This is a genomic window from Gilliamella sp. WF3-4 (assembly GCF_001690275.1).
Taxonomy (GTDB): domain Bacteria; phylum Pseudomonadota; class Gammaproteobacteria; order Enterobacterales; family Orbaceae; genus Gilliamella; species Gilliamella apicola_C.
On sequence record NZ_LZGW01000017.1, the window covers coordinates 253,227 to 268,254 of the forward strand.

Genomic DNA, 15,028 nt, shown 5'->3' on the forward strand with positions numbered 1-15,028 from the left:
ACATTGAAGCCTAATAGAGGCTTAATAATTATATTAGCCAATTATAAGAATGATCGATACGGCAATTCTGGTTCATCGGTAAAAATATCTCTAAAGCCACGGTAATGCTGATAGTGCATTTTATGTTTATCGGTTGGATAAGTGTATCTACCGCCAACTTGCCAGAAGAAAGGTGTAAATTGATAATCAAGACGATCTTTCTTCATTTGCCATAATACTTCAATTTCGCGTGGGTCACTTTGGAAGTTTGCCCAAATATCATGATGGAAAGGGATCACAACTTGAGTATTAAGCGATTCAGCAGCACGTAAAATATCGGCTGATGTCATTTTATCGGTCACTCCTCGTGGGTTTTCACCGTAAGATAGCAATGCCACGTCAATTTTGTAGTCATTGCCATGTTTGGCATAATAGTTAGAATAGTGGGAATCACCCGAGTGGTACAATGAACCTCCTGATGTCTCAAATAGATAATTAACTGCTCTATCATTCATGCCATCTAAAATAGATTTATCGGTAGATGAAACGCCTTTTGGCAAAGTAACTAACGATGTTCTATCAAAAGAATCTAATACGCGAATTGTAATATCACCAACCTCAATCGTTTCCCCCACTTTGGCAACAATACAACGATCATCTGGCACGCCCCAGCTTTTCCACAATTCTACACAAGCTTTCGGGCCAATAAATTTTACTTTTGGTGAACAGTTTTGAATAACTGCTGCAGCAACATTGACATCAATATGATCGGCATGATCATGAGTTGCCATCACTGCATCGATTTCTTTAATTGCAAAAGGATCAAGAACAAATGGGCTAGTTCTTAAGTTTGGTTGCAATTCACGAACTCCGCCCATTCGCATCATTTGATGCTGTTTGTTCATTAATGGATTTGCGTGAGTTTTTTTACCAGTACCACACCAAAAATCAACAGAAATATTGGTATTACCCGCTGATTTTAGCCAAATCCCCGTACAAGCAAGCCACCACATAGTAAATGTATTGGGTTTGACCTCGGTTGTTTCGATCTCCTCATTAAGCCACGTTCCCCATTCAGGAAATGTATTTAATATCCACGATTCACGGCTAATTTCATTTACTTTACTCATACTCTGTTCCTTCTACAATTTTATTGTTAAACTAAAATAACCTCAACGCCTTGCTCCTTAATGCATTCAATTACGTCCTTATTAGCTTGTTTTCCTGTAATTAAAATATCTATTTTATTAACAGGGCAAAAAAGCATGCCTGAATTGGCTTTGGTATCAATTTTGGAGCTATCAACTACAACAACTAATTTCTCGGTTTTTTCCAATATTTGTTGTTCAGCTACAGCGCCTAATATTTCGTTTTTATAAAGACCTGTTGGTGTTAATGTTTTACCACTGGTAAACATCCACTTGCCAGCATAAGAATCGGTTATGTTAGCAATAGGATTAAGAATAATATTTTGTGTTTTGTTATATAATCCTCCCATAATGATGACATTTTCATGATCATGCTCAATTAAGTAACAAGCTAATGGAAAATAATTAGTAATAATTGAAACATTTTTACCACACAATTCACGGCCAAGTAAAAAAGCCGTAGAACCGCAATTTATAACAATATTTTCGTCACTGTTGCATAATTGTGCAGCTCGAATTGCAATACGGGCTTTTTCGTGATAATGATCGGTATTATTACTATCAATCGGTGCCCAAATTGGTTTTATTTCTTCTAATCGCATAATACCATTGCGGACTTTTTTAACGCGCCCTTCCTGATCTAGCTTAGTAATATCGCGCCTTGCTGTTGCTGGTGATATAGCAAATTTTGCGATTAATTCGGACACTCTAACCATACCTTTTTCGTTTACTAACGCTACTATTTCATTATGTCGTGCAATTTCGTTCATTTTTTCTTACATTTCATTGTGATTAAATATGATTATTTTATCGTAATTTTTATTTGTATTGTTGTCAATTGCTATAATTTTATTTATTAATACTAATATTTTTTAATTAATTGATAATAATAATTTTAATTTTTTTTGTCTTTATATTTTATTTAAGTTGTGATGCTGATCACATATGAAATTATAGTTTGTTGAGAAAAGTGATCCTTGTCAAAACAATCATAAATAATCATTGAATGATTTATTTTGATTGTGGAATATAACAAGTGTTTTTAATGAGCGATGATAAATAAAGTAAAGTAATCAGCGGTTCCATTCATTTACTTTACGGATTATAAGAAACTTGATGAAAGGCAATTAAATGAAACTCAATATCAGAGGTGAGTGTTGTTTGAGCAGTAAAAATGTCAATAACCGATGAGAGGAACATATGGAAGTAATTTATAACGTATTTTATATTTTTTATAGTCAAGTGATGACAAAAGCACCTTTGTTACTTGGCTTGGTGACAATGCTTGGTTATTGTCTATTACGTAAAGATATAACCACTGTGCTAAAAGGCACGATTAAGACCATTGTTGGATTTATGTTATTACAGGTTGGATCTGGTGTTTTGGTATCAACATTCAAACCTGTTATTGCTAAATTGGCACAGTACCATGGCATTAAAGGCTCTATCATTGATACTTATGCATCAATGGTCGCCGTCGAAACGGGTATGGGCGAATACTATTCATGGGTTGGCTATTCTGTTTTGCTTGCATTAGCGATTAATATTATTTTGGTGGTATTTCGACGTTTAACCGGAATTCGAACCATTATGTTAACTGGTCATATTATGTTCCAACAGGTTGGTTTAATTGCGCTGTTTTATTTCCTTTTTGGTTACAGCATGTGGGAAACGATCATCTATTCGGCCATTATCACTGCGCTTTATTGGGGAATATTTTCGAATATGATGTTTAAGCCGACCGAGGCTGTTACTGGGGGAGCTGGGTTTTCAATAGGCCACCAACAACAATTCGGTTCTTGGATTGCGGTTAAGTTAGCGCCAAAATTGGGGGATAAAAACGATACAGTTGATAATCTAAAGTTGCCAAAATGGTTGCATATCTTTCATGATAGTATTGCCGCAACTACAATTGTGATGACAATTTTCTTTGGTATTATCTTGCTGTCATTTGGGTTAGATAATTTACAAACAATGGCAGGATCCACCCATTGGACCATTTACATCTTTGAAACAGGGCTTAAATTTGCCGTCGCAATTCAAGTTATTGTTGGTGGGGTGCGTATGTTTGTTGCTGAATTGTCCGAAGCTTTCAAAGGTATTTCAGAAAAGCTAATTCCAAATGCGGTATTAGCTATTGACTGTGCGGCAATTTATGCTTTTTCACCTAATGCGATGGTGTTTGGTTTTATTTGGGGGGCTTTAGGGCAATTCTTAGCGATTGCATTATTACTCATCTTTAAATCGCCAATTATGATTATTCCTGGCTTTATACCAATGTTTTTTTCGAATGCAACCATTGGTGTATTTGCCAACCATTTTGGTGGTTGGAAAGCCGTAATGAAGATCTGTTTTGCCATGGGAATGATAGAGGTATTAGGCTCTGCTTGGGTAATTCATATCTTTGCTCAAAATGGTACGCCGATTGACTCATGGATGGGAATGGCCGATTGGGCGATTTTATTTCCACCGATTTTACAGGCTTTATCTATTTCACACTTGTTTATCTATGTTCTTATTGTTCTAGCCCTGATTTATATGTTTTTTGCTGCTAAACAGCTTCGCCAAGAAGAGGCTATTTCTACAAATCAGCCTGAAATCAACGATAAAAACCAAGATGTCAATGAATCAGTACTTGAAAAAATGGATGAAGTCGCCGTGAGTGAAGGTCGCCCAATTCGTATCTTGGCAGTATGTGGGAGTGGTCAAGGCTCTTCAATGATGATGAAAATGAAGATTGCTAATTATTTAAATAAAAAAGGCATCCCAAACGAAATGGATTCTTGTGCTGTGACTGATTATAAATCACGTTTACCCAATGTCGATATCATTGTTGCATCTAAACATCTTATTCATGAAATTGAGGTGAATGAAGGTCAACATGCGTTAGGCGTACAAAATATGTTAAATCCACAAACTTTTGGCGATGAGCTGATAAAGTTGATTGAACAAGTCTTTTCTAAATGATCTTCAATACTAAGGAGTGCACCATGGCTTTAAAAGAATCACTAATTGAAAATAACGCTATTTTACTCAAAGCAAATGCTGCAACTTGGCAAGATGCCATCAAGCTAGGCACTGATATGCTAGTCGCCTCTAAAGCAATAGAACCGTCGTACTACGATGCTATTGTTCGCTGTGTCAAAACAATGGGACCTTATATTATTATTGCACCAAACTTTGCCATGCCTCATGCAAGACCTGAAGATGGGGTAAATCGTACAGCTTTTGCTTTAGTTACCTTAGAAAAACCTGTCTATTTTGATGGTGAAGCTGAGCCTGTCGATGTTTTAGTGACATTAGCAGGTAGCACATCGGATCAGCATATGGAAGGATTAATGGAGGTCACTCAAATTTTAGATGATGAAAACAGTGAAACAGGGGTTGATCTAGATAAATTAAGGCGTTGTAACACCAAAGAAGATGTTTACGCCGTTATTGATCGTGCCTTAAATGGAGGTTAAATCATGTATCAAGCATTAAAAGAACGGGTATTGAATGCTAATTTATTGTTACCTAAATATCATTTAGTGACTTTTACTTGGGGTAATGTCTCTGAAATCGATCGTGAAAAAGGCGTTATCGCCATCAAGCCTTCTGGTGTTGAATATAGCAATATGAAACTGGATGATATTGTGGTTGTTTCGCTAATGGGAGATATTGTGGAAGGAAAATTAAATCCTTCAAGCGATACCGCAACGCATATTGAATTGTATAAAGCATTTCTACAAATTGGTGGTATTGTGCATACCCATTCTCGTTATGCCACTATTTGGGCACAAGCGGAATTAGATATCCCTGCACTAGGTACGACGCATGCCGATTATTTTTATGGTGATGTGCCTTGTACGCGTGAACTAACCGATAGTGAAATTGCAATTGATTATGAAAAAAATACAGGATTAGTCATTGTAGAAGAGTTTAAACGCCGAGGTCTAGATCCCGTCGCAATGCCAGGGGCAGTTATCTCTGGTCATGCTCCATTTTGTTGGGGTAAAAATGCGTTAGATGCAGTGCATAATGCGGTCGTACTTGAAGAAGTAGCTATGATGGCTCTTGCCACTCGGCAACTTAATCAAGCAATCAAAATTCAACAAACGTTATCTGATAAGCACTATTTTCGCAAACACGGTGCGAATGCTTACTATGGTCAAAAATAGCAAATAGGAGAACAACATGGCAGCACCTAAATTACAAATCGCATTAGATCAAACTGAATTAGCGCCAGCATTAGATGTGGCAAAAAATGTAGCGGGTTTTGTCGATATCATTGAAGTGGGAACCATTCTTGCTTTTGGTGCAGGTATGCAAAGTGTAAAACGGTTAAGAGAACTTTATCCTAATCATATTTTAGTATGCGATTTAAAAACCACTGATGGTGGTGCAATATTGGCAAAAATGGCTTTTTCCGCAGGTGCAAACTGGTTAACGGTTTCAGCCGCTGCGCACATTGCTACTGTCGAAGCTTGTAAAAAAGTGGCTGATGAGTTTAAAGGTGAAATTCAGATCGAATTATACGGGCATTGGACATTAGAAGATGCTAAAGCTTGGCGTAACCTTGGCATTAAGCAAGCAATATACCATCGATCTCGTGATGCTGAACTTGCTGGTATTGGTTGGGGTGAAGATGATATAGCAAAAATGCGCCAATTATCTGATTTAGGACTTGAACTTTCAATCACCGGTGGCATTGTGCCAGAAGATATTCATTTATTTGCAGGCATAAAAACTAAAGCGTTTATTGCTGGTCGTGCGCTTGCTAATGAAAACGGTCAACAAACTGCGCAAGCATTAAGAACGCAGATCGCAAAATATTGGTAACAACAGCATGCAGTTGAAAAATCAGCTGCATGGTATTTTTTCATATAAAAAATGGGTTATCACAATGCCACAAAGTAACGATATATTTGAAAAACGGTATCAAACCAAAAACACGCCTCGAATAGGCATTTACGAAAAAGCCTTACCTAATCAACTATTATGGCAAGAGAAATTACAAATAGCCAAAAACTTAGGATTTGATTTTATCGAAATGTCGGTCGATGAATCAGATGAGCGCCGCGCACGATTAGATTGGTCTGACGATGAGATCTATTCACTTAGGCATCAATGTGAAAAAATCGGCATTCCACTACATTCCATGTGCTTAAGTGCGCATCGTAAATATCCATTTGGTTCAGCTAATCATGATACCCGCAATGAAGCTAAAATCATTATGGATAAAGCGATTACACTAGCTTACAAATTAGGGATAAGAGTGATCCAGCTAGCGGGTTATGATGTCTATTATGAACCCGCTGACTTGCAAACTCATCAACGTTTTATTAAAGGTATGCAGTGGGCCGTTAAGCAAGCTGAGCGAGCTGGGGTGATGCTGGCGGTTGAAATTATGGATACACAATATCTTAATAGTTTAAGCAAGTTTGAAATTTTAAAAAAAGAAATCAACTCGCCTTATTTTATGGCTTACCCTGATGTAGGCAATATTACCGGATGGAATTACGATACTTGTACCGAACTTATGTTAAGTCGTGATCATATTGTGCAGATTCATTTAAAAGATACCTATAAAGTTAAGTCGAATTATCTTGGTCAGTTTAGGGATCTTGTTATTGGTGAAGGTGAGGTTGATTTTACCGCTATCTTCAAAACGCTTAGAGCCATGAATTATGTGGCTCCCCTAGTTATCGAAATGTGGGCGAACGATGATAATTGGGAAACCAATATTATTACTGCGCAAAAAAGATTAAAGCTAATAGGTGATAAAACCAATTTTCCTATTTTTGACAAGTAAACTAACCTTTTTTTAATCCACAGTTAGAATCAGTTCTTGTGCTATGACTACACAGTATTAAGTTCTACCAAAGTAATTCAGCGGTAGAGCTTAATATGAAATTGTTTAACGTGTGTTAAGGTATATGAATCAATAACAACAAGACCACAACAAGAACACAATTAACCGTTTTGGCATTTTACTTATTGCAATACGCCATCGACTTACTAATTTTATCTATCGGTTTATCTAGACTTGATTAATTACACTTTGCACTGCTATGGGTATCGTGTAATATAGATAGCATCATAAAAAATCGAAATAATCTTGAATACGATATGAAATTAACTATAAAATTACTCTCTATCTTTTGGATTACGTTAGTTTTAATGGGGTGTGGATTAAAAGGGCCACTTTATCGTCCAGTTGAAACCGCATCAATAGTACAGTTTAAAACTACAACAACAGCCTCAATTCAATCTGATTCATTGATTAGAAAAATATAAAGGAATAAAGGGATGGATTTTTTGCATTATCAGCAGGGTCACTTATTTGCTAATCAAATAGCTATAGCGGATCTTGCCAAACAGTATGGTACTCCATTGTATGTTTATTCAGCAGATCACATAAGCAAACAGTTTTTAGCCTATGAACAGGAATTGGCTGCTAATAAACATTTAGTTTGTTACGCTGTTAAAGCGAATAGCAATTTAGCTGTTTTAAGTTTATTGGCAAAATTGGGATCGGGCTTTGATATTGTTTCACAAGGTGAATTAGAACGAGTATTAAAAGCAGGCGCTGATCCTAAAAAGATCGTGTTTTCTGGCGTGGCTAAATCAATCGTTGAAATTGAACGCGCGCTTGAAGTTGACATTAAATGCTTTAATGTTGAGTCTGAGCCTGAATTATATCGAATTGATGAAGTTGCAAAAAGATTAGGTAAAATCGCACCGATTTCATTGAGGATTAATCCTGATGTGGATGCTAAAACACATCCTTATATATCAACAGGCCTGCGCGAGAATAAATTTGGTATTAGTTATCAGTTAGCGTTGGATATTTATGAAAAAGCACGATCATTAGCGCATATTAATATTGTAGGTATTGATTGCCATATTGGTTCGCAATTAACCCAATTGTCACCGTTTCTTGATGCTGCTGATCGCATTCTTGCTTTAGTTGATAAATTACAATCCAATGGTATCTTTATTAAACATATCGATTTTGGTGGTGGTTTAGGCGTTTGTTATGACAACGAGCAACCTCCGACAGCATTGCAACTCGTCACCGAGTTAAAGAATAAATTAGTTAATTATCCTGATATTGAAATTCTGTTTGAACCTGGGCGATCTATTGTTGCTAATTCAGGTTTGTTAATTACTAAAGTTGAATATACCAAACACCAAGATAGCAACCACTTTGCGATTGTCGATGCGGGAATGAATGATTTAATTCGTCCAGCACTGTATGAAGCTTGGATGAACGTATTACCTGAAAAACAACCGCAAGCTAGCGATGAGCCATTCATATACAATGTTGTTGGTCCTATTTGTGAATCTAGTGATGTTCTAGCCTATCAGCGTGCGCTTTCGGTTAAGCAGAACGATTTGTTGGTAATTTGTAGTGCTGGTGCTTATGGGTTTTCTATGGCATCGAATTACAATAGCCACCCAAGACCTGCTGAAGTGATGCTAATTAATGAACAACAGCATAAATTAATTCGCCAACGTGAGTCTTTGGATGATTTATGGCGAGGTGAAGTGGTTTTATAGCATTTATAAATAGTGGAAGGGTTAATAATCTCCATACTATATTCTTCTTTGCGTGGATACGAGTTAACAGCCAAAATAAAAAAATAAAGAACTAATATGTTTGACAACAAAAGGTAAATTTACGATGAACTTTTCAAAAATGCATGGACTCGGAAATGATTTTATGGTTATTGATGCAGTGACGCAAAATGTTCATCTGTCAACTGAAATGATTAAGCGTATGGCTGATAGATATACTGGCATTGGCTTTGATCAACTTCTTATTGTTGAGCCACCTTATGTGCCCGATAGCGATTTTCATTATCGTATCTTTAATTCTGATGGTTCTGAAGTTGAGCAATGCGGTAATGGTGCTCGCTGTTTTGCTCGTTTTGTTCGTTTAAAAGGGTTAACTCGAAAACGTGTATTAAAAGTTAGCACCATGAAAGGCAATATTATTTTAACTGTAAATGATGATGAGACAGTACGCGTTAATATGGGGGAGCCTATTTTTGAACCCAATAAGATTCCTTTCAAGGCTATTAAAGAAGAAAAAACTTATATAATTCGAGCACAAGAACAGACCGTGTTATGTGGCGTTGCATCTATGGGGAATCCTCATTGTGTTATTCAAGTCGATAATATTGTAACAGCAGAAGTTACAAGGTTGGGAGCGGTATTAGAGCAACATGAACGCTTTCCCGAACATGCTAATATTGGCTTTATGCATATTATCGATCGCGATAATATTAACTTACGGGTATTTGAACGAGGGGTTGGTGAAACTCAGGCTTGTGGTACAGGTGCTTGTGCAGCAGTGGCAGTAGGTATTAATCAAGGATTATTAAACCCGCGTGTTAATGTTAATTTACCAGGTGGTAAATTATTGATTGAATGGAACGGTGGGCATCAACCACTTTATATGACAGGACCGGCTACACATGTGTATGATGGCTTTATTGCCATTTAATTTTGATATTATCGCTGTTTAACCACAAGGCTTTGTTATCGAAAAATTTCGACGGGTAAAAATCGTTCAGAAAACCCATTGATTTTATTCAATTTTTTTGTTTGTTTTAAAAGGGTGACTTTAATCCCCCAAAAACGTTAGACATATAATATGATAGAAATGAATTATGGTTGCAAAAACTACTAGGAATAGACGAGCAAGAAAATCCCAGAAAAAACCATCTTCTGTACAATTGAATGATGAAATTGTCAGTCAATATATTATTGATAACCCTGATTTTTTTATACGAAATGCACGATGTGTAGAGAGTGTTCAAGTGCCTCATCCTGTTCGTGGGGGGATTTCATTACCTGAATGGTATATGGCACGCCAGCGCAATAAAATTAAGCAATTAGAATCCGAAATTACGTTGTTAATGGAACATGCTAGCGCTAACGAGCTACTTTTTAACCAAATGATGGATTTACAAATTGAATTGTTCAAAGCACAAGATTTAAACCAATTAATAGTCATATTAAACACATGGGCAAAATCGTTAGGTCTCAGTGGTGCTTACTTATATCTTTTTGACGACAAATGGTTACTTAGTGCGCCGTCAAATTATTATTATTTAGCTTTAAATACGTTACAGTTTGATTTTATTCGTGTTAGGCATTTACAGTATAGCCAACAATATTTAGGGACATTGAATTCAACGGAAATTGATTTTTTACTACCAGAACATGGTTATGTTGGTTCGGTAGCTTTATCATTATTAGGACAATTTGGTGATCTGGGACTGTTAATGTTTACTAGCACTAATCCAGAACATTACCAAGCAGGGCAAGGGACATTATTACTTGAAAAAATGAGTGAAATTTTACCTATTTTAATTAGTAGATGGATCATGCGAATAAATTAAGGAAAGATCATGGCTCAGCCTAATCAAAATGTCGATGCTCGATTAACTTTGCCTGTTGATCTGTTTTTAAATTATTTAAAGTCAGAAAAACAGCTTAGCTTAAACACACAAATCAATTATCGGCGTCAACTTTATGCGCTTATGTCATTGGCAAAAGATGCCGAAATTTCAACTTGGCAAGATTTAGACTCTTCAGCAGTAAGATTGTTAATTAGTCGTAGCAGACAAACAGGGTTACAAGCTAGAAGCTTATCATTAAGATTATCTGCGTTGCGCAGCTTTTGTGATTGGATGGTAAAAAATGAATATCTTAACGCCAACCCAGCTCGAGGCGTGCTAAATCCCAAATTAGGTCAGCATCTACCAAAAAATATTGATATTGACGAAATTAATCAGCTACTTGAAATTGATCATAATGATCCTCTTTCTGTTCGTGATAGAGCGATGCTTGAAGTTATGTATGGTTCGGGGTTACGTCTTTCTGAATTAGTTACGCTTAACTGTCGAGAATTAAATCTGATTGATGGTGAAGTTCGTGTAATGGGTAAAGGAAATAAAGAGCGAAAACTACCATTAGGTCGAGAATCTATCAAATGGATTAAACGCTGGTTGTCAATGCGAGATTTTTTTATCCCACAGGATGATGCGCTATTTATTTCAAAGTTAGGTAAACGAATTTCACCACGTAATGTTGAAAAGCGATTTGCCGAATGGGGCGTTAAGCAGGGCTTAAGTAGTCATGTCCATCCGCATAAATTACGTCATTCATTTGCAACTCATATGCTCGAATCAAGTGGTGATTTGCGAGCAGTGCAAGAGTTGCTTGGGCATGCTGATTTATCTACGACTCAAGTTTATACGCATTTGGACTTTTCACATCTGTCTGAAGTTTATGATTCAGCTCACCCACGAGCTAAAAGAGGAAAATAAAGATGCACTTTTATCGCTCTATTACTACGATTAAAGCGCTGACTTTCGATCTGGATGATACTTTATATGATAACAGTATGATCGTTGAAAAAGCAGAAGACGAAATGATTAATACGCTTAAGCGTTATGAACCGTTGCATACTTTAACTCTATCTGAGTATTTTACTGAAAAGTATGCCGTGCTTGCCGATAATCCCGAAATCTATCATGATGTTAATGTTTGGCGAGCTCAAACGATTAAATCGTTATTAAGTAAAACCAATATTCCAAAATCAAAATTTACCGACATAATTGATGAATCCGTTGCCTGTTTTAATTTTTGGCGACATAAGATGAAAGTACCTGAATCAACACACTTATTATTAACTCAATTGGCTGCTAACTATCCTTTAGCGGTGATCACTAATGGTAATGTCGATATTAATCAAATTGGTTTGGGGGATTATTTCCAATTTTCCTTACGAGGTGGTGAATGTACGCGTTCAAAACCTTTTCCAGAAATTTTTAATTTAGCCGCTCATAAATTGGCTATTCCATCGCACCATATTTTACATGTAGGGGATAATTTATTAACGGATGTTGCTGGTGCTATTGATAGTGGTTTCTTAGCTTGCTTTATCAATATTTATAATCGCGATATTTTACAACTTGAGGAGGCAAGATGTTTGCCCCACATGGAAATAACTCAATTGTCAGAATTAGAGAATCTGCTATAATCTTTATTGTGTCTGTATAAATAAACAGTAAAATTAAGTGAAGATAAATTATGTTAATACCAGCGATACATTTTCTTAATAAATTTTATTTTTTCTTAGCTACAAGTCGACAATAGTGGCTCAAGATATGATAACAATATTAACAATACACTCGACATTAATGCTGGTTAATGTTTTCGATTACTAAAATAGGTTATGAACGTAATGCAAAATAATAAATCATTATTAGACGACCTGAATACAGAACAACAAAATGCAGTCACCACCGATAATCAATATAGCATTGTCCTTGCTGGAGCAGGGAGTGGTAAAACGCGAGTTTTAGTTCACCGTATTGCTTGGCTTTGTATTGAGAAACATTATTCACCAGGATCAATTTTTGCGGTTACTTTTACCAATAAATCTGCTGCAGAAATGCAAGAGCGAATTCAAACATTAGTAGGCGAAAGTTATTTTAATGGGATGTGGGTAGGGACATTTCATGGGTTGACTCACCGTTTATTACGCATGTTTCCTGAACAAGCTAAGTTGCCACCTAATTTTCAGCTTATTGATTCTGAAGACCAAGTTCGGCTCATCAAACGGATTTTTCGAGAACTAAAAATAGATGAAAAACAATGGTCACCTAAACAATGTGCTGCTTTTATTTCCACTCAAAAAGAAAAGGGGTTACGTGCTGATGATATTGTTCCAGAAGATCCTAAACAAGTTATGTGGCAAACGATTTATCGCGATTACCAAGCTATTTGTGATAGAGTTGGTTATGTTGATTTTTCTGAATTAATCCTAAGAGCTTATGAACTGCTTTGCCGTGATAATGAAGTATTAGCTTATTGTCATCACCGTTTTTGCAATATTCTCATTGATGAATTTCAAGATACAAATCATATTCAATACCGCTTTGTACAAAAGTTAGCAGGTGGAACTGCCAATGTAATGATAGTCGGGGATGATGATCAATCTATCTATAGTTGGCGTGGTGCGAATGCAGATAATCTTCAATTATTTATTAATGATTATCCTGAAACTGAAATAATTCGATTAGAGCAAAATTACCGTTCGACAGGTAATATTCTTGATGTAGCAAATAAATTAATTGCACAAAATAAAAATCGGTTGGGAAAAAACTTATGGACAGATAGAGGCAATGGTGAGCTCATTTCGCTTTATGTTGGCTTTAATGATGTTGATGAAGCTAGATTTGTTATTGGTCAAATAAAAAAACTGCATCAAGAAGGCGAAAATTATGCAAGTTGTGCAATTTTGTACCGAAATAATGCGCAATCACGCATCTTTGAAGATACCTTGTTACAAGCTGGATTACCTTATCAGATTTATGGCTCTATACGTTTTTATGAACGGCAAGAGGTAAAATTAGCACTGGCTTATTTACGATTATTGCACGACCACCATAATGATATGGCGTTTGAAGCTACAGTCAATACTCCGCCACGAGGTATTGGTCATGTTACGCTAGATAAAGTTAGATTGGCTGCAAAGCAACATAATATTTCATTGTGGCAAGCGTGTATAATGCTAATTCAAGCTAATGCATTGACAGAAAGGCAGTGTTCAGGAATCAGTCGCTTTTTGGAGTTGATAGAATCTATTTTTAATGAAGTAGGTACACAGCCATTTTATAAGCAACTCGACGCGATTATTAAATTATCTGGTGTATTGCAAATGTATGAGCAAGAGCCAGGCATTAAAGGTCAATCCAGATTAGAAAATCTTGAAGAATTAGTATCCGCAGCTGAGCAGTTTTATCTTTCTAATGAAAACACAGTTATTGAAGACAGTGAAACGGGTAAAACATTGACTGTTTTAGAGTCTTTTTTAGCTTATACGTCGCTAGAAAGCCGAGAAGCAAATCGCGAACAAGATTTAGTTCAATTGATGACCCTGCATTCAGCCAAAGGTCTTGAATTTGATAATGTATTTATTGTTGGATTAGAAGATGGGTTATTTCCTGCTCTACGCTCTTCCCAAGAACCTGAAAAAATAGAGGAAGAAAGGCGTCTTGCTTATGTTGGTATTACTCGAGCCCGTAAATTTTTGACCCTTTCATTAGCTGAGCTAAGGCGTTTATATGGACGTGAAGAACGTAATTTACCTTCCCGCTTTTTGGCGGAATTGCCTGTTGATAAATTAAATGAAATTAGTTATCGAGGCGATATTACCTTATCAAGCAAAGAAAAATATTATCATTCCAATGAAGATAGACAACCTTATCGTGATCGCCAAAAATCTTATATTAAGAAAACTTGCCAAAGCGATGGTTACACACTAGGCCGTAAAGTGTTGCATAACCGTTTCGGCGAAGGCACGATTGTTAACCTTGATGGAGACGGCGATCATAAGCGAGTACAAATTGCTTTTGTTGATGAGGGAATTAAATGGTTGGTAGTGAAACTAGCTAATCTTACCTTACTGTAAACTTCATTTTTAAGTAAGCTTCTATAATTATTTGATGAAACGGGGATTGAGCGTTAAATTAATCCCCGATTTTAATCTACCTTATTGATCTGCTTGTTCTCTTACAGATTCCGAAAAAATCTGGTCAAATGGTTGGTTAGTTCGATTACAAATCCAATTATCATTTATATATTCAAAATGATAACCTTGTATACGAGTGGCTAACCAGACCTGAAAAAGAGGCTCTTGGGTATTAACGATGATTTTACTGCCATTGGGAAAACTAACAGTAATGACATTACCATTTGCTTCATAGTCCAAATCGATATCATGCTTATCTGCATAATCATCCAAATACAATTCAATTTTATTAAATAGCTCATCAGTAAGTGCATGGAATTGTGCGGTATTCATAAAAGTATAATCGGTTAGGTAAATAATGGCG

Annotated in this window: 15 protein-coding genes; 12 read left to right on the forward strand and 3 right to left on the reverse strand. The window is 36.3% G+C overall.

Going from position 1 to position 15,028, the window contains the following annotated elements:
• Nucleotides 1–41: 41 nt before the first annotated feature.
• On the reverse strand, nt 42–1,109 hold the full coding sequence (ulaG, locus tag A9G47_RS04500; protein WP_065567937.1) for an L-ascorbate 6-phosphate lactonase: 1,068 nt from the start codon (nt 1,107–1,109) through the stop codon (nt 42–44).
• 26 nt (nt 1,110–1,135) lie between these two features.
• Nucleotides 1,136–1,897, reverse strand: a complete 762-nt coding sequence (gene ulaR, locus A9G47_RS04505; protein ID WP_065567938.1) for an HTH-type transcriptional regulator UlaR — start codon at nt 1,895–1,897, stop codon at nt 1,136–1,138.
• 475 nt (nt 1,898–2,372) lie between these two features.
• Between ulaR and A9G47_RS04510 the strand changes: the two genes are divergently transcribed.
• The 12 genes from A9G47_RS04510 (at nt 2,373) to uvrD (ending at nt 14,604) form a co-directional block, all read left to right on the forward strand.
• Nucleotides 2,373–4,094, forward strand: coding sequence for a PTS ascorbate-specific subunit IIBC (locus A9G47_RS04510; protein ID WP_442903231.1), 1,722 nt, complete (start codon nt 2,373–2,375; stop codon nt 4,092–4,094).
• Nucleotides 4,095–4,117: 23 nt separating this feature from the next.
• A complete protein-coding gene (locus tag A9G47_RS04515) occupies nt 4,118–4,591 on the forward strand; it encodes a PTS sugar transporter subunit IIA (protein WP_065567940.1) in 474 nt (157 codons plus the stop codon).
• Between the two features lie 3 nt (nt 4,592–4,594).
• Entirely contained in the window at nt 4,595–5,287 is a 693-nt protein-coding gene (locus A9G47_RS04520) for an L-ribulose-5-phosphate 4-epimerase (protein ID WP_065642282.1), read from the forward strand.
• A 16-nt stretch (nt 5,288–5,303) separates the two neighbouring features.
• A complete protein-coding gene (locus tag A9G47_RS04525) occupies nt 5,304–5,948 on the forward strand; it encodes a 3-keto-L-gulonate-6-phosphate decarboxylase UlaD (RefSeq protein ID WP_065567942.1) in 645 nt (214 codons plus the stop codon).
• 64 nt (nt 5,949–6,012) lie between these two features.
• Complete coding sequence (locus A9G47_RS04530) at nt 6,013–6,921, forward strand: L-ribulose-5-phosphate 3-epimerase (RefSeq protein ID WP_065567975.1); 909 nt, start codon at nt 6,013–6,015, stop codon at nt 6,919–6,921.
• A gap of 317 nt (nt 6,922–7,238) precedes the next feature.
• Entirely contained in the window at nt 7,239–7,406 is a 168-nt protein-coding gene (lptM, locus tag A9G47_RS13895; protein WP_141673682.1) for an LPS translocon maturation chaperone LptM, read from the forward strand.
• A gap of 12 nt (nt 7,407–7,418) precedes the next feature.
• Nucleotides 7,419–8,672 carry a diaminopimelate decarboxylase gene (lysA, locus tag A9G47_RS04535; protein WP_065567943.1) on the forward strand — a complete coding sequence of 418 codons (1,254 nt, stop codon included), beginning with the start codon at nt 7,419–7,421 and terminating at the stop codon, nt 8,670–8,672.
• A 124-nt stretch (nt 8,673–8,796) separates the two neighbouring features.
• Nucleotides 8,797–9,621, forward strand: a complete 825-nt coding sequence (gene dapF / locus A9G47_RS04540) for a diaminopimelate epimerase (RefSeq protein ID WP_065567944.1) — start codon at nt 8,797–8,799, stop codon at nt 9,619–9,621.
• A 166-nt stretch (nt 9,622–9,787) separates the two neighbouring features.
• The gene (locus tag A9G47_RS04545) at nt 9,788–10,522 is read left to right on the forward strand and encodes a DUF484 family protein (RefSeq protein WP_065642283.1); all 735 of its coding nucleotides are present in this window, start codon (nt 9,788–9,790) and stop codon (nt 10,520–10,522) included.
• Between the two features lie 9 nt (nt 10,523–10,531).
• Nucleotides 10,532–11,452, forward strand: coding sequence for a tyrosine recombinase XerC (xerC, locus tag A9G47_RS04550; RefSeq protein ID WP_065642284.1), 921 nt, complete (start codon nt 10,532–10,534; stop codon nt 11,450–11,452).
• Nucleotides 11,453–11,454: 2 nt separating this feature from the next.
• Nucleotides 11,455–12,168 carry a 5-amino-6-(5-phospho-D-ribitylamino)uracil phosphatase YigB gene (gene yigB, locus A9G47_RS04555; RefSeq protein ID WP_065567947.1) on the forward strand — a complete coding sequence of 238 codons (714 nt, stop codon included), beginning with the start codon at nt 11,455–11,457 and terminating at the stop codon, nt 12,166–12,168.
• Between the two features lie 195 nt (nt 12,169–12,363).
• Nucleotides 12,364–14,604 carry a DNA helicase II gene (uvrD, locus tag A9G47_RS04560; RefSeq protein WP_065642285.1) on the forward strand — a complete coding sequence of 747 codons (2,241 nt, stop codon included), beginning with the start codon at nt 12,364–12,366 and terminating at the stop codon, nt 14,602–14,604.
• Nucleotides 14,605–14,685: 81 nt separating this feature from the next.
• Here the strand turns inward: uvrD and cyaY are convergent, their stop codons facing one another.
• On the reverse strand, nt 14,686–14,997 hold the full coding sequence (gene cyaY, locus A9G47_RS04565) for an iron donor protein CyaY (protein WP_065642286.1): 312 nt from the start codon (nt 14,995–14,997) through the stop codon (nt 14,686–14,688).
• Nucleotides 14,998–15,028 lie beyond the last annotated feature (31 nt).

Coding starts and splice junctions, on each gene's coding strand:
- ulaG (WP_065567937.1), bottom strand. CDS start 1,109: ATGAGTAAAGTAAATGAAATTAGCCGTGAATCGTGGATATTAAATACA.
- ulaR (WP_065567938.1), bottom strand. CDS start 1,897: ATGAACGAAATTGCACGACATAATGAAATAGTAGCGTTAGTAAACGAA.
- A9G47_RS04510 (WP_442903231.1), top strand. CDS start 2,373: ATGACAAAAGCACCTTTGTTACTTGGCTTGGTGACAATGCTTGGTTAT.
- A9G47_RS04515 (WP_065567940.1), top strand. CDS start 4,118: ATGGCTTTAAAAGAATCACTAATTGAAAATAACGCTATTTTACTCAAA.
- A9G47_RS04520 (WP_065642282.1), top strand. CDS start 4,595: ATGTATCAAGCATTAAAAGAACGGGTATTGAATGCTAATTTATTGTTA.
- A9G47_RS04525 (WP_065567942.1), top strand. CDS start 5,304: ATGGCAGCACCTAAATTACAAATCGCATTAGATCAAACTGAATTAGCG.
- A9G47_RS04530 (WP_065567975.1), top strand. CDS start 6,013: ATGCCACAAAGTAACGATATATTTGAAAAACGGTATCAAACCAAAAAC.
- lptM (WP_141673682.1), top strand. CDS start 7,239: ATGAAATTAACTATAAAATTACTCTCTATCTTTTGGATTACGTTAGTT.
- lysA (WP_065567943.1), top strand. CDS start 7,419: ATGGATTTTTTGCATTATCAGCAGGGTCACTTATTTGCTAATCAAATA.
- dapF (WP_065567944.1), top strand. CDS start 8,797: ATGAACTTTTCAAAAATGCATGGACTCGGAAATGATTTTATGGTTATT.
- A9G47_RS04545 (WP_065642283.1), top strand. CDS start 9,788: ATGGTTGCAAAAACTACTAGGAATAGACGAGCAAGAAAATCCCAGAAA.
- xerC (WP_065642284.1), top strand. CDS start 10,532: ATGGCTCAGCCTAATCAAAATGTCGATGCTCGATTAACTTTGCCTGTT.
- yigB (WP_065567947.1), top strand. CDS start 11,455: ATGCACTTTTATCGCTCTATTACTACGATTAAAGCGCTGACTTTCGAT.
- uvrD (WP_065642285.1), top strand. CDS start 12,364: ATGAACGTAATGCAAAATAATAAATCATTATTAGACGACCTGAATACA.
- cyaY (WP_065642286.1), bottom strand. CDS start 14,997: ATGAATACCGCACAATTCCATGCACTTACTGATGAGCTATTTAATAAA.